This window comes from Mesorhizobium sp. M0830 (assembly GCF_040319965.1).
Taxonomy (GTDB): Bacteria; Pseudomonadota; Alphaproteobacteria; order Rhizobiales; family Rhizobiaceae; genus Mesorhizobium.
The window spans coordinates 88,257-109,673 of record NZ_JAMYOR010000001.1 but is presented as its reverse complement, the minus strand read 5'-3'; the positions used below and the strand labels follow the sequence as shown (position 1 = coordinate 109,673).

9 protein-coding genes are annotated in these 21,417 nt (G+C 58.5%); 1 reads left to right on the top strand and 8 read right to left on the bottom strand.

Going from position 1 to position 21,417, the window contains the following annotated elements; translation table 11 throughout:
* Positions 1 to 9: 9 nt before the first annotated feature.
* The 8 genes from NKI20_RS00375 to NKI20_RS00340 all read right to left on the bottom strand — a co-directional run bounded on the left by NKI20_RS00375 (position 10) and on the right by NKI20_RS00340 (position 18,289).
* Positions 10 to 948, bottom strand: coding sequence for a tyrosine-type recombinase/integrase (locus tag NKI20_RS00375; RefSeq protein ID WP_352827618.1), 939 nt, complete (start codon positions 946 to 948; stop codon positions 10 to 12).
* The gene (locus tag NKI20_RS00370; protein WP_502898023.1) at positions 849 to 1,127 is read right to left on the bottom strand and encodes a helix-turn-helix domain-containing protein; all 279 of its coding nucleotides are present in this window, start codon (positions 1,125 to 1,127) and stop codon (positions 849 to 851) included. Before NKI20_RS00370 ends, NKI20_RS00375 begins: the two co-directional genes overlap by 100 nt.
* Positions 1,128 to 1,153: 26 nt before the next feature.
* Positions 1,154 to 2,230, bottom strand: a complete 1,077-nt coding sequence (locus NKI20_RS00365; protein WP_352827322.1) for a tyrosine-type recombinase/integrase — start codon at positions 2,228 to 2,230, stop codon at positions 1,154 to 1,156.
* An 877-nt stretch (positions 2,231 to 3,107) separates the two neighbouring features.
* Positions 3,108 to 3,302 carry a hypothetical protein gene (locus tag NKI20_RS00360; protein WP_352827320.1) on the bottom strand — a complete coding sequence of 65 codons (195 nt, stop codon included), beginning with the start codon at positions 3,300 to 3,302 and terminating at the stop codon, positions 3,108 to 3,110.
* 3,752 nt (positions 3,303 to 7,054) lie between these two features.
* Complete coding sequence (locus NKI20_RS00355) at positions 7,055 to 7,198, bottom strand: hypothetical protein (RefSeq protein WP_352827317.1); 144 nt, start codon at positions 7,196 to 7,198, stop codon at positions 7,055 to 7,057.
* 522 nt (positions 7,199 to 7,720) lie between these two features.
* Positions 7,721 to 8,842: a hypothetical protein gene (locus NKI20_RS00350; protein ID WP_352827316.1), complete on the bottom strand. Its 1,122-nt coding sequence runs from the start codon at positions 8,840 to 8,842 to the stop codon at positions 7,721 to 7,723.
* A gap of 151 nt (positions 8,843 to 8,993) precedes the next feature.
* Positions 8,994 to 13,055: an nSTAND1 domain-containing NTPase gene (locus NKI20_RS00345; protein WP_352827314.1), complete on the bottom strand. Its 4,062-nt coding sequence runs from the start codon at positions 13,053 to 13,055 to the stop codon at positions 8,994 to 8,996.
* 116 nt (positions 13,056 to 13,171) lie between these two features.
* The gene (locus NKI20_RS00340; RefSeq protein ID WP_352827312.1) at positions 13,172 to 18,289 is read right to left on the bottom strand and encodes an nSTAND1 domain-containing NTPase; all 5,118 of its coding nucleotides are present in this window, start codon (positions 18,287 to 18,289) and stop codon (positions 13,172 to 13,174) included.
* Between the two features lie 364 nt (positions 18,290 to 18,653).
* Between NKI20_RS00340 and NKI20_RS00335 the strand changes: the two genes are divergently transcribed.
* Positions 18,654 to 21,347, top strand: a complete 2,694-nt coding sequence (locus NKI20_RS00335; RefSeq protein ID WP_352827310.1) for a helix-turn-helix domain-containing protein — start codon at positions 18,654 to 18,656, stop codon at positions 21,345 to 21,347.
* Positions 21,348 to 21,417 lie beyond the last annotated feature (70 nt).

The window sequence follows — 21,417 nt, the reverse complement described above, 5'->3', positions numbered from 1 at the left end:
TCAGTGAACCTAGAGCTCCAGCGAAGCAGTCAATTTTCGCAGGTATTCCGGGCTGTAGCGGGCATAAACGCGATATGTCATTGCGGTGTTGGAGTGGCCTAGGAACTGGGCAACAGCCTCCATTGAGTGGCCATCTTCGACGAGCCAGACGGCAGCCGAATGCCTCAGCATGTGGGGCGAAGCATCGGGCCTTCCGATCTTGGTTCCGGCCGTCTTGATGCCCTTCTTGATCGAAAGGATCTTGTCGCCGGCCCACTCCAAAACGTAGGGGGTCAAGGCGCCTTCCTGTGCTTCTATCAGGGCAGCGAGCAAGCCATCATTGATCGGCACGGTGGCACGTCCTTTGCGGTGCGCCTTATCGAATGGATTGCGCAGCTGGATCATGCGCCGGTCGAAGTCGACCCGATCCCAAGTTAGCTGCAAGGCAGCGCCCACTCTGGCTCCGGTGCCGATCATCAGCTGGATGGCCAGCTTGACGTGCGCCGAGTTTGCGGCGGCGACGAGCTGGGTGATCTCGGGCCGGGTGAGATATCCCTCCTTTGGATCGGGCTTCGCCGGGCGCTCGATGTCGGGAGCAAAAGCGATCAGTCGCTGCTTGCGCGCCCAGACCAGGACCGAGCGAAGGTGGCCGAGCTCGGTGTGGATCGACCCATCCTTCTTATTGTCCTTGCGCCGTGCCGCGGTATAGGCACGGCATTCGGCGAGCGTGACCGTTTCGCCTTCCTTGTCGGCAAAGAACGGAGCCAGGGCCTTCCAGGTGTAGCCCATCGTTGTGACGACTGATCGGCCTGCTTTGTCTAGGCAGTAGGCAGCCCAAAGATGTTTGACGGTGGAGCCTTTCGGACGTGTCAGCTCCGCATATCGAGCCGGGGCGCGGCGGGCCGCCTCCTTCGGATCGTCGGTTCCAAGTCGATAACGTCGGCGTATGTCGCCTTCGTACCAGGAGATGCAAAGCTCTCCTCTGAGCTTGGTGATTGTCCACTCGGGTTCGTTTGACATTCGAAGTTCTCCACGTCCTCTCCTCTGATGCGCAATAGCTTGCCGGCCAATCTAAAGGCGGGCAATTCGCCCGACGCAATCATATTGCGAACATGGCGCTCCGAACATGCCCACCGATCCGCGAGCATCGCGGGCGTATAGACCTTGGCAAGGTTCATAGATTCCCCTCCTGGTGCCCCTTCATCTCCATCCGGTCAATGACGGCGTCAGCGGGTCCTTGATCGGTCGCCAGATGGTGCTTTTCGAGGATCGAAATAATTTCGGTCACCGAGCGTCCGGAGGCGCGCGCAATGTCCAGAATGGAGGAGCCTTCCCGAGCGCGCTCGCAGATGAACGTGCCGCGCAGATCGTGATAGGTGACGCCTTCGATCTTGATCTTTTCCGAGTCCATGGCCTTGCCCCAAGAAGTTTTGAAACCATCCTTGGTCCACGCCCTGCCGCGGGAGTTGAGGCAGATCCTCGGCTTGTCCTTATTGGCCGGCAGGAGGGCATCGACCAGGCCCTTCAATCGCGAGTTGGCTTTCACCTTCAGCTTCTTGCCAGTCTTCGACTGGTTGAACATCAGGTAGGTGCCGTCCCACTGCTTCCAGGTCAGCGAGAGAATGTCGCCCTGGCGCTGGCCGGTGGAGTAGGCGATCTCGAACGGCAGCAGTAGGTGCGGCTCCAGCTTTTCGCGAACCAGGGCGACCTGATCGGCCGTCCAGAGGGACACTCTCCGGGATCCCGTATAGAGACGCTCAATTCCCTTGCAGGGGTTTTTCTCGATGGCGTCGAACTCGGTCGCGATGGCGTAGGAAAATACCTTCGAGAGCGAGAACAGCGCCTTGTCAGCCTTGCGGGGATTGGCGCTCATACTGCGGTGCCACTTGCGGATTTCGCCCTTGAAGCCCTTTGCTTGGGTGAAGGCGAGGGGGCATTCCGGCCAGTTACTCCGGACCTGCCTGAAGGCATAGAAATGGTCGACCCTGGTGCTCACGGCGAGCGCGAGGAAGGCGAGATTGCGTTGATGCTCCGGGCCGGTGAAGTGGTCGATCAAGGTCTCGATTGTGGCGACCTTCTTGTTCGCAACAACCCCTTCCTCGTTCAAGCGTTCGAGCTCAGCCGCAAAAGCCTCGGTATGAGGTTTTGCTTTCATTTGAGGCCCGCCACGCCAAGCGTAGTAGTAGACCTTCACTGACCCGTTAGCCAACTGACGCTTAACTGTGTGGATACCTCCTGTTTTGACCGGCACCAGTTCAATCTCCTTCAACCGCGGGTAGTGTTGATAGCTCCCAAGGCGGGTCGCCCTGGAGCATAGGCACCGTATGCAGAAAGTATTTGCTAAGCAAGCTCTTGTTGAGCTGGAGTACCACAATATAGTGTGGGAGATTATTCGGATTATATGGAATATTATCTATAATAACTGTTCTGAAAATCGGGATAATATATTATCTGGTGATTATAATTGTATCGAGCCGTTGCGGTGGGCGCCGAGTGGATCGTCCGGATTCAGCGCTCCGTTCATCTCTCCTGGCTCGGTGCAGCTCGTCGGTCCCTGCCTGACCACGGATGTCGAGACCGGGCCGTTACCCTTTAGGCACCCTATCGCCTTTTCCGCCGGAAAGTCGAAATAGCATCTAGAAAGTTCAAGCCAAAATGGAGCGAACCTTAACTTTCCCAACTCCAGTCGAATGCCGCACGAGTTGCTAAGGCTAGTTCACCTGTTCGCTTCGAAGGCGGGCGAGGCTAGGAGCCCCGCCCGCCTTCGCTTCCTACTCACGCTGCGGCGCGTAGCGCTGTGGAAGATCTATGGCAACTCAATCGGACTCGCACGGAACAGTGACGTGCTTGCCGGGTAGAGTTGCCTTCTCGGCACCGCATCCGCTGATGCCCTGCCGATTGGTGATGTACTCGTTGACGAGGCGCAAGGGTGCGTCGCTGAGAGGTGGTGAGCTTTGTCGAATGGGTTCCTCAGCTGGATCATGCGCCTGTAGAAGTCGACACGATCCCAGGTAGCTGCAGGCCGGCATGAAAGATCCGCAGCGCAATTGGCGCCGTCGTAGTGACGCTAGTGCCGTCCGCCGAGCTATGGTCGTGGAGTTTGTGCCGACGGTTCCTTTTATGCAGACCTAATTGCAACTGTCTTCTGAATTTGCATCGTCTGGCGCCACGCACCCCATGCAAGCGCGGTACTGAGTCATGAAGTTTTCGGACATCGGCTCGCCATGGATGCGCTGCAAGGGCTGGCCGCGGCGCCGGAAATAGTAGCGAAGGGTGCCGTCGGAATTCTGACGTACGATCAGGTGCTCGAGATTGAACAGCATGGAGGCTCTCACAGTTTGGGTTGGGTATTCAGCGACACCAGGGTCTGCTTATTGCCACGTGATTGGGATGCACCCCCGTTCTCCACAGGGACGAAGATCGGGCAGGTGAGGTTTCGAACGAAGGCTGTCGCGAAGGCTGCTGCCACAGATAATCTGGGCCACACGAGCTCAGAGAGATGCCGGGATGCCGACGGTAAGGCGGTCGCAACCGGGCTGCCCATGGCTCAGATTGGGGTACTGAACTCTCGAAAACCAAAAGCTCGGTTCAGTGTAACGAGACCGCCCAGGCCAGGGAGGAGAGGCATGGTTGCACGGATACGTTGCCAACCGACAATGGCATGACCGCAAGGGTCGGTCAGATGCCTTCGATCATCGGGACTAACTACCCGTGCCGCCACGTGGACGCATGCTCGTTACATTTTAGGCTCCCTTTCGCCGACCTCGTCGGAAAAGTTCGCAACACCATTTAGAGAGTTGGACAAAGTTCAACTTTTTCCATCTTCCAAATCGACAATGCCCGACGGCTGCTTAGCGCAGTCCATCGTGTAAGCAGAAAAGGGTGAGCAGGAGGTTGTACCTCCTTCCGGATCTTTAACCTTCGGCGTTGGCTAAGGATCCGATGCGGTCACTTCTTCGAATGCAGAAGCGGCAATGCGGTGCCTGCCGGTTAGCCGCGTTACGAAGCCTGTACCGTATCCGTTGATACCCTGCTGGTGGGTGACGTGGCGCAAGTTTGCGCCGCAGAGTGTAGGTCCGCTTCCGAGAGCGGCTGAAGTCTTGGCTCGTGATCCCAATGCTGTGTAGATTCGTCGAGTGCTGGCTCGACCGTAGTCCGGTCGGAGAGCCGACCGCCCACTCCCTGGGCGAATCATCGGATCAAAGGCTGGCCAGACTGATGATTTTTGGGAACTCTCGACGCCCTCATTTTCAACCACCAAGCGTTCGGGCGGTTGCCTGCTGAAAAGCAAGCACCACAAAGTGATCCGCGGCCAGCTGGCCCTGGAACCAGTTTCAATGAATTGGGAACGTGCGAGGATTCTCACAGCGTGGACTCCGATGGTTTAGGTGATTGTTGCTGATTTCGCTCTGCGCTTGAGGGGTCCCAAGCCAAAGAAAGCAATGGAATTTCAACTGCTCATCAGGCCGCAGCCTTCCGGCGGGAGCATCGTGTCGTTCTCTAGCGTGTGGAAGAAAGCCCTCCCGCCTGGATTGCAACAGGCCACCGGCCGTTCTGCCGATGGAGCGTCTAAGAAAAAGTCGACCTGGCTCACCATACGAGAGACGACAGGGCGGAATCCCATAGCCTTTAGGAGGGGTTTAGGCGAACGGATATTCCGGTTGGCTTACAGGTCGGCTGGGAATTTGAAGGTATCCAACCGAAAGTGTCGGCAGGAGCCTAGCCAGGTTGGGCCGACGTTGTCTCACCCTCGAAGGCACGAACCAAGCGAACCAAGCGAACCATGGAACCAAAGGAATCGAGGTCAATGATCGATGGATGGAACCAGGAGCTGAGCTGCCATCCTGGGACGGCTGTGAGGTGGGATGTCGTGAAGCGCAGAGCCTCAAATTCCGACCGAGGCAGACCGTGTGTGAATGCCCCGGAGGATTAGCTATAAAATCCCTGCAAATATTACCACTATTATGCGAGCCAGCTTCGCCTCCGCCTTCCCTTCGCTCGCTGCGCTCGCTCGGAACGCTCGGCGAATCCGGCTCGCATCGGCCGCGTATTATTATTTAATTATCTGAATTATTATATACTATTATTATCCGTATAATGATATATTATATATGCATCTGTTATTACAATAATATTATATAATTATCGGCGGCGGATTACTTATATATTACATCTAGTGATTGGTGACAGGATTGGAACAGGGGATTTGGAATGGAAAGACGGGGGCGGTGGAGGGATTGAGGATTTTTTAGCTGCGTGTCAATCATCCGGCAAGCCGAAATCTTCCGCCCCACAATAAAATGTGGATTCGCAATTCAAGGTGCCGCTGAGCTTTGAGCTTATTGGTTCACCGCGTATACGCATCCAAGTCATTGGATCCATGAGGCAAAACTGACTGCTCCACCGCAGATCTATATTCAGCACGGAGGATGATTTCAAAAAAAGCCGTCCTAGGGCGCCTCGCAGAGCAGTACACGTCAGTATGCACGGAGATCTCAGCGCCTGAGGCTCGGATCGCTCCTACGGTACCTGTTAGGCCCGACAAGAGGTCATTGCGGCTTTGATCTGATCGGTTGACCGTGCCAAGGCTATTTGAGCCAGGAGGCGGAACCCGGGATATAAACCGTGGTGGTTCTGATTACAGGTTTGCCGTGCCGAACCAGATGGAACGGGCTTAGGTGACCTGGGCGAGACCGCGGGAAGGATGGCTCAGGTCTCCGCTACAAGGTACTGGAACGTCAACGGGGCCGACGTTCTCTCACCGTCCAAGGCGCGAACCAAGCGAACCAGGGAGGCCATGGACCCTAACCAAGGAACCAGGGAACGAAGGATAGCACGTAGATAAGATCGCTCGGAGACTTAACGTGAGCGAGACGTCGTGGCCAGTGCATCATGACTGACCCTTGGATCAGTGCTAGTGCTGACGGGACCGCTTCCTGAGCCATGAGGATGGACCGCCTGTGAAGATGCGGCGATGGGAACATTTGCTGTTGGCTCGGCTGGCAGCAGTGGTGCATGATCCGCAGGCGATGGACAGCACCGGGCCGGACTACCCCGATCAAGTCCAGCCAACTTCAGGTGGTGGCAAAGCACTCTACGCTAGGCTATCGTCGCGATTTTGAGTTGGTCGAAGGGACTATCTACCCTTTAGCGTGTGGCCCAATGTCTGCAGCAAGATTGCAGCGGTGTTGGTTGTGGCAGCGGTTACGGTCTCGCCCAAATGATGGCTCGACGCAAACAACGAACACCAGAACTGTAGCCATAATCGTGCCTCCATCGGTTCATGTCATCTTAGGCTTAATCCAAGATGCCGAAGGGCGCGAAGCGCCTGAACCACGGAGAAGAACCCGATCCGTTGAACCAGGAAGAAGACGGGGGAGGGTGTGATCGTGTGACCAGAGACACCGGGGGGGTAGTTTGAACCAGGGATGGCCCCCGGTGTGAGTACAGCATCAGCACGTAATTATAACAAAATCCCTACTGCAAAAATATATAAAATATTTTCAGCATAACCCGACCGATAATCATACATAACGATTATCTATATAATAAACCAGTTAATGGAATCGCATTATCTTTAATAATGGAACCAGAAAGAGGAACCAGGGGGCTCCTATGCGAACCAGGTGAGCCGAAGCATCCCGAGGGTAGTGAGCGCAGCGAACGACCGAGGGTAATGCGGCAGGCGAATCCTGGTGAGCATTAATAGATAATATTAATTCAGAAAATAAACATAATGATTATTAAATGTAATAAGCAAGAAAATCCACATAATGATTTTCTAATCACCATGGTAATTGTTATATTTATAATGATTGAGTGGGCTTTAGCCCAAGAGCTGGGTGAATCCGTTAGGATTTACCAATAGCTTCGCCCGTCCGTCGTTTCCTTATCTTCTTTCTTCCAGAGGGAAGGGGATAGGGAACTAGACAGGGGATGGCCGGGGGTACGGCAAATCGGAATATGCCACCATGGTAGGAAGATAATCCTAGCTTGTCAAGTCACCAGGATTATCAGGTCTCCAGGGGGGCGGGGGTACGCGCCTATCGTCAAAGGTAGTTAGTGGAAGGTGGAGTTAGTGGAAGGCGGGGTACAGCCAGGTACCTCCTGCCTTGGCGTCTATCTCGAACCACCCGAGCTCGGCGGAGCCGGCCAGCAGGAACACCGCATCGTAGGGGATCTCTGTCGGGTTGCCGTCCATGTACACCATCATCGTCACGGGGAGGGGGACGAGTTCGCGGCGTCTAAACGGCAAGACGCGCTAGTGTACTGGTGCTCTCTCGTCCAAACCATGTCCTGAAGGCTCCCTCTGAAACTAATAACGAACTCCGCATGGTCCTGAGACTCAGGGGCCCATGCGAGCCAAGTGAGCCGGAAGCATCCCGGAGTGTAGCGCAGGGGAGCGGAGGATAATGGGGTGAGGGGTCATCCTGGCTCGCATTATCACGAGGACCAGCCAGTGATTATCCTGATAATGCCCTTTGACAATGAATGGGGCTCCTATACCCACCAGGCGAAAGATCCCTCCCGGATCTCATATGTCTCACTCTCCCTCTCTTTCCTAGAGCCGCTCCGAGTTGGAGGGAGGGGATAAAAGATGCAGATATAGGCCCAAGCGTTCTGTCGTGAACAGAAGCCTCTAAGCTTGCGCGAGGGGGCCATATCCCCGGTGAACTTTCTGGGCTGATGTCGATGAACCCTCAGAGAAAAGTGAGCTGCTCCCCCCATCCGGCTTGGCTCCTCAGTGCTCAGTCTCCGCGGCGTGATCCAGCTGCTGGATTTGAACTTCCGGCGGGGCTGCGGCTGGGCCTGCCTGAAACAGCGACCTGGTGGTTGGAGGAGGAATTTCTGGTGGGGCTGCGGCTGGGCCTGCCTGAAACAGCGATTTGGTTGGAGACGGCTTAGTTGAAGGAACTTCCAGTGGGACAGCGGCTGGATCAACTCCGACATAGATGGTCGAGGTCAGCGGATCGCCGCCAGAGGCGTGCTGGTCATTGACGACGTCCGTGTGTCTGGGGTCTGCATCACGACCCGCTGGCGAGCTAAGACGTGATGCACTTGATTCCGATGCAACAGCGGTCTCCAATTCGGAGCCCCTGTTTTCAATTGGAGGAGCCTCAGGCGAATAATAGGTGGTTCCGACCTTCCGAAGCTCCTGACGCTTCGCCAAGCGATACAACACATTGTAGACGTTGGTGTTATTGCGCTCGATCACCTCTTGAAACTCTTGGATTTGCAAGACATGTTCGATAATCTGGCGACCCGTCGCGCCATCCGTCTGGGTCTTCAAGAATCTCTTAATCTGGTCTCCTATGCGGGACCCCCGCGCATGCTGCTCTGAGGAGCTAGGCGGTAGTGGCTCATTCTCTCCTTTGGAGACCTTACGTTTGTATTCGTTATAATCCGCAACCGAGAAAATCCACCCATCTTCCTTCACGATCCGAAGGCTGTCGGTTAGCTTGCCTATCGCGCCATAGAAGCTCTTTTCGCTCTTCTCCAGCTTCGAACCTAGAATGCTATTGGAGATCGCCTCTCTCAGCTCGGCGTAGTCCACCGGGCGATTTACCGAATTGACGTAGTTCTCGATGAAGCTGGTCCAGGTAACCCCTCCCGGCCTTTGCCTGACAGTTGATGGGATCGCCTCATTTAGTGCCCGCACCTGCGTCAGCACCGGAACATCACCTATTAGTTGATTGGCTCGTTCAGGGCCGATCACCTTGGCGACGAGGTTAATCCATTCCTGAGTCTCTGCCACTTGCTTCTGCAATGCGGTAATCTGGGCCTGCCACTCTTGGAGGTCCTTCATGCGCCTCTGAAGCTCAGCGACGCTGAGCAGCACATCGGAATCAAAAAGGTCAGTCATCACGATTCCCCAAAAAATCTGGGGAGGCGATTACATCAGTCCACTACCCTCCGCAAGAATGGGAGGAATGCACGTGCGTATGCAACCATCCCAAACTCCTGCGTGAGAATTACACACCGAGCTGTTGTTGGCGTGCCAGATCCGTTTAGGATTACTGCCGCATCGTTTGGTCGACTGGAAGAGGCGAGTTCTCGCCGCAGATCGGCGGCAGCGTCGACAGCCCGAAGAGCGTCTCGACATCAGAGAGATCCGTATTGTTTCCGAGCCGCTGGCAGGCCACGCGAAATGCATCTCCCTTCTCGAGACAGGAGATATCCCAAATGCGCACCGTGCCATCGTCGGATACAGTCAAAATGCTCTCATCGTCTGGTGTGAAATCGGCCCACGTTGCGTGGTTCTCGTGTCCGCTAAGTAAGAGTAATTGTGCCCCTGTTGCAGTATCCCAAACGCGTGCAAAATTGTCACTTGATGCCGTCACTATACGCTCGCCACTATGCGAAAAAGTTGCCGTATTGATATCCATCATACCTTGATCGAACTGCAGGATTTTAGCACCACTTGCGGCATCCCAGATTCGGACCGAGCCATCAGCGGAGCCGGTAATGATACGTGTTCCATCGGACGAGAATTCGGTTGATAAAACCTGACCTTCATGTCCTTTCAATTCGAAAATGAGAGCACCAGACAACGCATTCCAAAGATAAGCGGAATTATTGTTTGATCCAGCGATCAGGTAATGGTCGTCAGGTGAAAATCTACCCGAGAACATCCAGCTATCAGCACAGCTGACTGAATTTAGACGTCGACCATCCTGAGCGTCCCAGACGATCAGCGTGCCGTCGAGGGATGAAGTAACAATTCGTGTGCCACCGTGCGAAAACGCCACCGATGTAACCTGGTTTTGATGGCCCGTCAGCAATAAGTCTCTCTCACCGGTGTGACTGTCCCACACGCGCGCAATCATGTCATTCGACGCGGTGGCGATGCGCTTACCATCTGGCGAGAAGGCGATCGCATTTGACCCGGTCTCTCCGTCGAAAAGTTCCAACACCTCAGCTGTAGCAGCCACGTCAATGATCTGTGCCGCTCCAGTTCGCGAAGCAACAGCTATGCGCTTACCGGTCGGCGAAAGCGTCGCTGCTTGGAGTGGTCGACCGACGTCGAATCGCCGGAGTTGGGTTGCTGTCTCTGCATTCCACTGCCGCACAGTCTTGTCCAACGAGCCCGTGAGGGCACTCTTGCCATTGGGGGAGAACTCGGCCGAGGTTAAGCCTCCCCGATGTCCCCTGAGCACCAAAATTGGTGTGCCACTGGCTGCGTTCCATATGCGACAGGTCTTGTCGGAGGAAGCGGTAATTATGCGGCTTCCGTCGCGGGAGAAGGCGGCGCGAACCGAGCCGTCATGACCGATCAATTGCAACAGTTGAGTGCCGCTCTCAACATCCCACACTCGAGCAGTCTTGTCGGCTGAGCCAGCGACGATGCGATTGCCGTCGGGAGCAAATGACACCGAGGCTACATATTTGGTACATCCCTCCAGCGCCACGATCTGAACGCCGCTGAGTGCATCCCACACAAGCACCTTGCCCCCTGACAACCCGGTGACGATGCGCTTGCCGTCAAGCGAGAACTCTGCGGAGAATACTAGATCGCCTGCATCCACAACCAGCAGCTGTGCTCCGCTGGCGGCGTCCCAGACAAAAAAACTGCGTTCCAACGCGCAGGCTGTGAGGATCCGCTCTCCGTCACCGTCTAGCGAGAAGCTTGCTGCGGTCACCCAGCTTGGGTGGTCCTTTAACTCAAGGAGCTGGATTCCAGTCGCCGAGTCCCACACGCGTGCGGTTCCGTCATATGATGCAGTGACAATCCGTTGGTCATTGAAGGAAAAGGCGGCAGACGCAAGTTCGCCTTGGTGCCCAGTCTGGACAACCATCAGTTGCGCGCCGGTTGTGGCGTCCCATACGCGTACCGTCCGATCCGATGACGAGGTCAGTATTCGCCTGCCATCCCGAGAGTACTTGGCCGACTTGATCATGCCCTGTTGGTTGTCGAGCTTCATTTTCTCGCGGAGATCGGGAAGACAGGCATCGAGGCTGTTTATAGTTGCGGCCAGTGGCGGTCGTTGGCTATCGCCTAATCGCGGCCACGCCGCGAGTGCAAGTTTGACAGCGGCTGTCGGGAGATTGTCAGCATCTGCAATGCGTGACAACGCCGCAAGTCCGATCGTCTCGTGATGCGCGAGTTTCCGAGCCTCCTCGGCCTGTTGATGTCGGCGTTTGTCATCTTTCATTCGAGCCGCCGCTAAATAGCTGTACTCATTGCTCTGAATCAGCCGCCCAAAATCCTCCCGGGCTGCGACTGTCTCGGCGTCTTCCAGCCGGCCACCTTGATGAGCGAGCCATGCGTCGTCGCGGCCGTGCGCCTGCCATTCCGCGGCGGCTCGCTGGACGCCATCGATCGTCGCATAAGCGGCACCTTCCTCCATGAGCCAGGTTTGCAGCAGGCCCCATTGCCTGAGCAACGATTCGTGTGCTGGTTCGACGGTGACGTCACCCGCTTTACGGCCTTCACTGTCGAAGTTCTGTTCGGTCGACAGCAGCCGCTCGGCGACCAGCAAGCGGATGAAGGGGCGCGCCTCGATGGGAATCTCAGAGAGGCGGGCGACGCGACGGCGGGGCGTTCTGGTTTCCTGGTCGATGCTGGCCAGCCCCGGGATGATGGCGCGCCTGAGAAGGCCAGGGCGGTCGGTGACGTTGCGCAGGTCGGGATCGGTCTCAGCCGCGTTCATCGCTCGCTCGACTGCCGCCTCGATCGAGCCTTTCACGCCGCCCATCGCCCGGTAGTCCTTGAGTTTCAGGTTCCCCGCGGTGCCATACTCGCGATACAGACGCTCCAGGGTAAATGCGAGCAGCGGCAGCGCATCCTTGGAGCCGTCGGCCTCAACGTCGGCAAGCAGGGCGGAAGTCAGCGCAGGCTCGATGCGCAGCGCTCTGTTGGTGTCGCGCAGCCGCATTGAAGGGCCCTCGATTACCAGTTGGAAAGCACCCTTTGCCATCGGAGGTAGGCTGAACATCTCCTGGCGGATGCCTTCGAGTTGTCTCGCGGTCTGCAATGCCTCGTAGGAATCGGATCGGATCGTGAGCAGCGTGATTACGCGGGGCGCATCGGCTACAAGGAGGCTGCCGAGCAGGGCGAGGAAAAGCTCGGCCTCGGTTCGTCCGTCGGCCAGAAAAAGCTCCTCGCTTTGGTCGATGGCGATGACTACGGCGGGCAGAGGCTGCCCCCCTTCAGCGTCCAACTGCGGCACCCGGACGGCGTCGGCGAGCGTAGCGAGGAGGGCGCCCGTTGCCTTAGCGCCGGCAACGATGGCTGCCCTGCACTCGGCGCGGCTACGCGGCGCTCCGACGCGGCGGAAAGCTTCCTCCAAACTGGCGACAAAACCATTGTCTCCGGACAGGATCGCGCGCTCTGGTCTGATGACAGGAAGCGTGAAAAAATTGCGGTCGTCGCGGGATAGCCGAGGCAGCAGCCCGGCCCGCATGAAGGAGGATTTGCCCGCCCCCGACGCGCCGAGGATGGCCAAGAAGCTCGGCGGCGCGGCGTCAACCAGACGGCGCAGTCGGTCGAGCGCCTCGATGACATGCGACTCGCGGCCGAAGAAGATGCCGGCGTCTTCGGCCTCTAGCGGCTTCATGCCGCGATAGGGCGGCCGGTAAGGGTCACCCTTTGGCGGCCACTCGAAAAAGCGCGGGTCGAGGCCGGCGCGCCGTAGTCCATGCTTCAGCTTGTCGAGGCCGCCCTTTGAGTAAGTGACGTGCTTCTCGCCCGAGGGCATTACCGCCCGAAAGATGCGGCCATCCTGGCCGGCGGCGAGGTCGACCACCTGCCACGCCGTCATCTCGGAGCGCAGATCGGCGATCGGGATATCCCCGATCAGCACGCCAAACAGGCGCTTGTTCAGTCGCATCGCGAGGTTGAATTCCCGGACGCACCATTGCGAAGCGAGCCACGCTCGCGACACAAGGAAGATTACCGCTTCGCAACGGTTTGCCGCCTGGTGCAGACTGCGCTCCCATTTCTCCGCGGCGGCGATGCCGCCGTCCGCGTCGATGTCGAGGAAGATGTCGTCCCAGCCTTCGGAGGCGAGGTAGTCGCGAACGGCGATCGCCTCGAAATTGTCTGCGCTTGAGTGACTGAGAAAGATACGCGCCAAGACCTCTTACTCCCACGGCCACGAATATTGCACCGTCTTCCTGTTGTGTCATCAAAGTGGGTGGAACTGTGCGAAATTCTCACGCAGACTTCGTCTCAGAAGATCCGTGCCATGTTCTATCGCACCGTTGCCGGATCGAACGGCAGCGGCGCGTTGTCGCCACAGATCGGTGTCAGTTTCGATAGCCCGTACCGCGCCTCGATGTCCGAGAGATCCGTATTCTTGCCGAGACGCTGGCATGCGATCTGGAACGCATCACCCTTTTCTAGCGCTGTAATGTCCCAGATTCGTGCGAAATTACCCGACGCAGTGATGATGCGCATGCCGTCACGCGAAAACGCGGCCGAATTGACGCCTTCTTTGTGGACGCCCAGCGAAAGCAACTGCGCCCCAGTTGCCGCATCCCAGACGCGGGCAGTCCTGTCCTCCGATGCGGTGACGATCCGCGTTCCGTCGGGCGAGAATGCGGCCGAATTGACACCGTCTCCGTGGCCCTTCAGCGACAGCAGTTGCGCGCCGGTAGCCACATCCCAAACGCGGGAGCTTTTGTCCCGTGACGCGCTGACAATGCAGGCGCCGCTCGGCGAAAATGCGGCCGAATTGACACGATCTTCGTGGCCGTTTAGCACGAGCAACTGCTCGCCACCCTTCGCGTCCCAGACGCGCGCCGACCGGTCGGATGAAGTGGTCACGACGCGCGTGCAATCTGGCGAAAACGCAGCCGAAGTGACGGTGTCTTCATGGCCCTCCATTGTCAGCAGCAGCGTGGCGGTCGCTGCATCCCATACGCGCGACGTTGCGAACGATGTCGTCACGAGCCGCGCGCCATCGGTGGAGAACGCGACCGAAGTGACAAAGTGTTCATGTCCACTTAATACTAACAGTTGCGCGCCAGTTGCCGCATGCCAAACGCGGGCTGTCGTGTCCTCCGATCCGGTGACGACCCGCGTGCCATCTGGCGAAAACGCGGCCGAAGTGACCTCGCCTTCATGGCCGCATTTCTGTACCGCTAGCACTTCAGCGCCGGTTGCTGCGTCCCGGACGCTTAAGATACCGCCAAAGATACCGTCGCCCGTCACCGCTACGATGCGCGTACCGTCAGGCGAAAACGAGGCCGAATGGAAGGCCTTTAATGCCTGCAGTTCGGCGCCACTCGATGCATCCCAGACAAAAGCAGTCTCCCTGGACTCGGTGACAATTCGCCTGCTGTCAGGCGAGAACGAGGCTGACAAAACAGCTTGTTCATGGCCTTTCAGGACCAGCATCTGCGCGCCTGTCAACGCGTCCCAGACGCGCGCAGTCTCGTCGAACGATGCTGTGGCGATGCGCATACCGTCGGGCGAAAATGCGACAGACGCGATGCTGTTTTCATGACCTCTTAGAACCAGCACCTGCGCGCCTGTCAACGCGTCCCAGACGCATGCGGTCTCGTCGTATGAGGTGGTAACAATGCGCGTGCTATCAGGCGAAAACGCGGCAGAATTGACACGGGTTTCATGACCTTTCAGGACCAGCACCTGCGCGCCTGTCAACGCGTCCCAGATGCGGATGGTCTTTTCGGATGAAGCAGTGATAATACGCGTCCCGTCGGGCGAGAACGCAGCCGAATAGATGTCGGGCGAGTACGAATAGAAATCGTCCTGAGGCCCTTTCAGTTCCAGCACCTGCTCGCCGGTCCCGCCATGCCAGACGCGAGCGGTACCGTCCATCGAAGCAGTAACGATCCGCGTGCCGTCCGGGGAAAACGCAGCCGACCGGACACCGCCTTTATGGCCTTTAAGGTCCAGCAGTTGCACACCACTCTCGCTATCGCAGACGCGCGCGGTCCCGTCAAATGAGGCAGTAACGATGCGCGTGCCGTCGGGAGAGAAGTTGGCCGAGTGGACTCTGTACTCACGGCACAGCAGTTGCAGCACGTGCACACCGGTCACCGCGTTCCAGACGCATACGGTGTTCGAGGAGACAGTTAAGAAGCTCGTGCCGTCGGGCGAAAAGGTGGCCGAGGTGACGACGCCTTTAAGGTCCCCCAACTCCAGCACTTGCGCTCCCATCGATACGTCACGGATGCGTGCGACGTTGTCGGATGACGAAGTAACGATGCGCGTTCCGTCGGGCGAAAATACGGCCGAATTGATATGGTATTCGTGGCTGCTCAGTGCCAGCACCTGCTCGCCGGTCGCTGCGTCCCAGACGCGCGCGGTCCTGTCATTCGACGCGGTGACGATGCGCTTGCCGTCGGGCAAGAACGTGGCGGATGTGACACCGCCTTCATGGCCATTTAGCACAAGCACCTGCGCGCCGGTTGCTGCATCCCAGACGCGTGCGGTGCTGTCGTCCGACGCAGTGATGACGCTGGCGCCGTCAGGCGAGTAGGCGGCAGAGTTGACTGTGCCTTCATGGCCATTTAGCGCCAACACTTGCGCGCCACTCGCCACGTCCCAGATGCCGGAGGTGGTGCGGAGTGCGTCCAGGGTCGATGATACGGTGATGATGTGCCTGCCGTCTGGCGACAAGGCAGCCGAAGTGAAATAGAGATGACGGTCATACAGCTCTAGAACTTCCGCGCCGGTTGCTGTGTCCCACACTTGTACGGTTCCACCCGACAGAGTTACGATCCGCCTGCCGTCGGGCGAGAATGCAGAAGATCTTACATAGTGTTGGTGGTCTAACGTCAGCACATGCGCGCCGCTCGCCGCATCCCAGACGCGCGCAGTTTTGTCGACTGAGGCTGTGACGATATGCCTGCTGTCGGGTGAGAATGCAGCCGAAGTCACACGGTCTGTGTGACCCTCTAATGCCAGCAACTGGGTGCCGATCGCCGTGTCCCAAATGCGCGCGGTGGTGTCACCCGACGCAGTGACGATTCGCGTGCCATCGGGTGAGAACGCCGCCGATCTCATCCCTTGTGTATGCCCGCTGACAGTTAATCCTCCAAGGAGATTTGGAAACGCCTCGACCAGGCTATCGACTGTTCTTTGCAGGGCAGGCCGTCTCTCATCGCCAATACGGGGCCAGGCCGCGAGAGCCAGCTTGATGGCATGGACTGGCTGACCCTCCGACAGCGCGACCCGTGACAGGGCTGCAAGGCTAACGGTTTCGTTCGCTCTCGCAGCCTCAGCTGCTGCCACGAGCTTTCGTGCTTCTTCGAGTTCGCGGTCGCGTCGGGTGTTCTCAGCGGCGCGGGCCGCCTGGAGATAGTCTCGGTCGGTGGCGTCGAGCCTTGCGGCTAGATCGGAGCGGTCTTTCAGGCGCTCGGCATCCTCAAGGCGTCCAGCCTGGTGCGAAAGCCAGGCGGCGTCTCGGGCGTTGGCTTCCCAGTCGCGGGCTGCCCGTCTGACCCCTTCGAGTGTCATCAGCGCCGCAAAGTCCTGTTCCAGCCATCCGCGCAGCAAGCCCCACTGTCTGAGCAGGGCCTCGTGCGCGGGCTCCACGGTCACCTCGCCAACCTTGACGAGAGGCGCATGCGGGGCGGTCGACGCTGAAGTCGGGATAGGATCATTCATGGTGCTGCGGCTTTGTGAATCGCCGCGGCCCTGTGTCCCAGCGTCATTGGGTCCATCCTGCACGGGGTCCCTCGAGACAAACATCTGTTCGCTCGACAGCAGCCGCTCGGCGATAAGGTGTCTTACCAGCGGCCGCGCCTCGGCCGGGATCTCCGACATCCGCGCGACTTGCCGGCGCGGCGATCCCGTTTCCGGATCGATGCCGGCCAGCCACGGGATCATTGCCCGGCGCAGCAGCGCCAGTCTCGCCTCGGGGTCCCTAGGCACTGCCGGGTCGGCATCGGCGCGCTGAAGGATCCGTTCCATGGCTGCCTCGATCGAGCCGGCTATCCCGCCCATCTTCCGGTATTCCGCGAGCGTCAGGTCGCCGTCGCCACCGTGCTTGTCGTAGAGTCGCTCCAGTGTGAAGGCCAAAAGCGGCAGGGCATCGCGGCTGCTGCCCTCCTCCACATCCCGGAGCAACTGGGCCGTCAGCGCGGGCTCGATCTTCAGCGCCCGCTCGGAATCCTTCAGCCGGGTTGCCGGCCCTTCTATCACTGTTTGATAAGAGCCCCGCGGCAGCGGCGGCAGGCTGAAAGTAGTCTGGCGGATACCTTCAAGCTCCGTGGCCGACTGCAGAAGCTCGTAGGAATCGGAGCGGATGGTGATCAACAGGATTAGCTTCGGGTCGCCAGCAGCCAGAAGTTCCCCGAGCAGCGACAGGAACACCTGCGCCTCCTCTCGGCCCTCGGCCTGGAACAATTCCTCGCCTTGGTCGATCGGCAGCACCAGAACTGGCGAGGGCGGCTGTTCGTCTTCCTGATGCAGCTTCTGTGCTCGCGCCTGTTCCGCAAGTCCGCTGAGCAGCGCAAGCACGTCCACAGCCCCACCGGCAATTGCCTCCTCCACCTGCGCGCGCGTGCGCTTCAGCCCACTGCGCTTTAACGCGGCCCCGATGCTGGCGACGAGACCCGACTCACCATGCAGCACGGCCCGTTCCGGCCGCACGATGGGAAGGGGCAGGAAGATGCGGTCATCACGCAACAGGCGCGGCAGCAGGCCGGCTCGCAGGAACGATGACTTACCCGCTCCCGAAGCGCCGAGGATCGCCAGGAACCGCGGCGGGGCCGCTTCCCTGAGCTCTCTCAGGTGGTCGAGGACCTCGATGATGGGAGCATCACGGCCGAAGAAGATGCCTGCGTCTTCTGCCTCCAGAGGCCGCATGCCCCGGTACGGCGGACGATCCGGATCACCCGCAGGCGGCCAGGCAAAGAAGCGCGCGTCGATCTCCGCCTTGAGAAGCCCCGCCTTCAGCCGCCCGAGGCCCGAGCGGGAGAAGGTCACATGCCGTTCGCTTCCGTCCGGCAATTCCACCGCGGAGGGGGGTGTGTGATCGCGGCCACGTGCCAGATCAACCAGTTGCCAGTGGTCCTTCAGCTTCGGTGGTACCTCCTGCAACTCGACCTCCTCGATGAGGACGCCAAAGATATGCTTGTTCAGCCGGTGAGCGAGTTGAAGCTCCTCATGGCACCACCGCGATCCGAGCCAAGCCGGACTCACCAGGAACAGCACCGCCTGGCAACGGTGCGCCGCCTCACTGAGCGCCTGTTCCCAGCGTTCACCCGCGACAATGCCGCGCTCGGGATGAAGGTCCAGGAAATAGTCGTTCCAGCCTTCCTGCTCCAGCCAGCGCCCCAGCGCGATCGCCTTCGCGCAGTCAATACTCGAATGGCTCAGAAATATCCGTGCCATGAAAAGCTCACGATCTGGAATCCAGGCTGGAAACCCCTCCCGTAAGTAAAACCGAAAAACACTCGCCAGTCAGTAGGATTCGTACACGAACATTCTTGGCCTTTGGCTTGATGAATCACATCAATGGTCCGAGGAAGCTTTCCGCGATTTGGCACCCCTCAGAAAGGCTCGTTAATCGCGCACCAATAAATACCCATTCTCAAGATTCAACGTCTGACTTGCGGGGTGGTAACAACCCCTTGGCTTCAGGGACCAGGAGCCATGGAATTCGCCGTGAAGCGGAACCAATCACTCCACGAAATGGCAAAGCGTCGCCGACCTTGGCGTGAGATTGGAGCAGGTCCGACCTCACCTGTTTGTGCCCATGTTGCTGATCATCGTTGATCGGTGGACGCCATGGTATGTCCCATTGCAGTTAAAGCCTGATGCGCTAGGCTGCCGGCAAGCGGGAAACGCGGCAGTGGACAAATTGTCGATCATCGCCGGCTCGCCGGTGTTTCGGATGCTTGCGCGGTCTCAGTGGCAGGCAATCGCTGATGCGGCGGAGTTCCAACGGATTGAGCCAGCTGCGGATGGCCATCTGTTCCGGTATGGCGACTTGGCGTCAGGTCTTTTCCTGATTGTGCCGACAATCTCTAGCCGCGAAGGTCCGGTCTTGCAGGTCGGCTTCGGTGCGCCGATCACCCCGCAATCGCCAGTGGGCTTTCGCTTGACCGAAGGCGAGATCGCGGGAGACGTGGAATTCCTGCTCGGAGGGCTTTCGGAAAGGCCGCCGCCACGCATCTGCTCGGCTCGGATCCTGCGCAATGCTGCCGTGCTTACCATTCCGGCGGGAGTGCTTGCTGGGATCGCCCAAACGGAAAGCGATTTCCGTCGTCGGATCATACGGCACGCCGCCCAACGGCTGACCGAAATCGCATCCGTTCACGTAGAGCGCAAAGCCATGCATCCTGAGGTGCGCTTCGCTGCCGGCCTTCTGTCCCAGCTCGATGATTTTGGACATATCGCCGGCAATAAGGGCATATTTGACCATCGGCTGACGCAGCAGGATCTTGCTGACAGTCTTGGCATTTCGCGTCGGCTGCTCTCACTGCGTTTCTCTGACTGGTCGGCTCGCGGACTGCTGGAGACCGTGCCAATTACGCTGCCAGATGTTGCGCGCGTTGAGCGGATCGCAGGTCTCAGCCCTCCCAATGTCGCCCAGAACCTGCTTGCGGTGATAGAGTATATTGAGGACCAGACCGCTCGGGGCCTGCTGGCCAAAGCAAGTCAGACCGCCGCGGACGTTCTCAGCGTCTTTTCGGATAATCCGGTAATCGCTTACCAGCTTGCGCTAATAAGTGTGAGGCTCGGCGCAAACAAACAGGCAAACGATATCCTTGCTGCGCCGATGTTTGCGTGGACGAGCTCCATGGGTGATCTGAAAAACCGGTTGCGGACCGCTTGGAAGCAATCACTCTCGCTGCGAAGTGGCGACTTCCCGGGTTACGACGAGGTCGCCGAACAGGCGTTGGAAACCCTCCTCGCGGCACGGCTGCCCATACTTGCTATTGATATCGGCGGGTTGCATGCTCGGTTGAGTAAGGAAATGATAGTTGCTCACCAGCCCGGATCGCCGCAACTGCGTCATCAGGCATTGGCGGCGGCGCGCCTTTACCGTGAGGTCCACGAGGCCAGCCCCAATCACTATTGCGCCGTCAATGCTGCGACTTTGTCCATGCTCGGCGGCCAGGAGGATGAGGGGCGAGCCTTAGCGCTCGCTGCGAGCCGGCTTGCCGTACGTGAGCCGGGAAAATACTGGGCGTTAGCGTCCCTGGGCGAAGCAAGTCTGGTGCTCGGCGATCGACAGTCGGCGATCGACCATTTCAACGCCGCTGCCGCCGCCGTTGACGCTAATCTTGCCAAAACGACCTCAACGCGTCACCAACTCGCCCTGATTTCCGCTGCTGGTGGGCCAGACAGTTCAGCCGAACTCGCCACCCTCGATATCGGGGATCCAGTCTTGTTTAGCGGCCATGTCATGAAGTCAAGTGATGGCACGCCGGAAGAGTTGACAGAAGCGGAGCGTCTGCTGGCAATCGAAATGAGCGGATGGCTGGAGGGCCGCAAGATTCCGGCCGTGTATATGTCGCTTGCGTGCGGGGCAGATATCATCTTTGCCGAATTGGTACTAGAAGCCGGCATTCCACTCAATGTGACATTGCCCTTCACTGTCGCCCGCTTCTGTGACCTGTCGGTGGCAATCGGCAACGGCTCTTACATTGAGACGGACTGGGTGGCGCGATATTTTGCGTGCCTAGATCAGGCCGCTACGGTAACGGAACTGTGGCGCTATGAGATTCGGAAAGCTGAGATCAATTACCATTATCTCAGCACCAACAGACATCTAGCCGGCGAAACAATTTTCGCGGCGGCCGCTTTGATGACCCGACCGCGTATGCTCGCTGTTATTCATCCGCAAGCCGCCGTGAGCAAAGCTGGGGCCAAGAACGCGCTGGCCGAGTTCGTGGCGCGAGGCTTTAGCGCGGATGTCATTGCTGCCCGGTTGCGCCGCAAAGACACGCCCACGGATCCGCGCGGCGCTGACCCTTTTGCACCGATGGTTTTCGCCTTCGCGCGCTCCCAACAGGACAACGCCGCGATTCGAAGGCTGCTTGACGAAACGGGCTTTGGCATCCGGACGCTAAAAGATCGCCGGATCGCCGGACATTACATGCCGTCTGGATTTGAAGAGGCGCATTTCATCGCCTCGCACCTGGCAGCGTTGGCCGCCGCGTCAGACTGTTCAGCGCGAATCATATGCGATTTTGGTCCAATCCGCGGCAGGGATGGAGCGCCGAGCCTCGACGACATACTGAAGCTTGACGCCGCCGCCGACCTAACCGCCGTCGCCATAGGCAACGTCTTTGCCACCAGTGCATTCGTGATGCGCGAAGTGGCGAGGGGTGGGGATCCAAGCCGCTATTCGGTCGTCAATGTTTCGGTCGAACCGAACGAAAACGGGCAGGAACGGGTGCTGCGCGGCGCCAGGCAGATCTACAAGGTTCGGGAATCGTGACGGCGACTCGGCCGTCAAACAGGCAGATTTGTCGATACCTGCATGTTCAGATCGGTCAGATTGGAGCCAT

What these genes read in the sequence shown, in the direction of transcription:
- NKI20_RS00335 (WP_352827310.1), top strand. Translation starts at nt 18,654, where the DNA reads ATGTTGCTGATCATCGTTGATCGGTGGACGCCATGGTATGTCCCATTG.
- NKI20_RS00370 (WP_502898023.1), bottom strand. Translation starts at nt 1,127, where the DNA reads ATGCTCGCGGATCGGTGGGCATGTTCGGAGCGCCATGTTCGCAATATG.
- NKI20_RS00350 (WP_352827316.1), bottom strand. Translation starts at nt 8,842, where the DNA reads ATGACTGACCTTTTTGATTCCGATGTGCTGCTCAGCGTCGCTGAGCTT.
- NKI20_RS00360 (WP_352827320.1), bottom strand. Translation starts at nt 3,302, where the DNA reads ATGCTGTTCAATCTCGAGCACCTGATCGTACGTCAGAATTCCGACGGC.
- NKI20_RS00340 (WP_352827312.1), bottom strand. Translation starts at nt 18,289, where the DNA reads ATGGCACGGATATTTCTGAGCCATTCGAGTATTGACTGCGCGAAGGCG.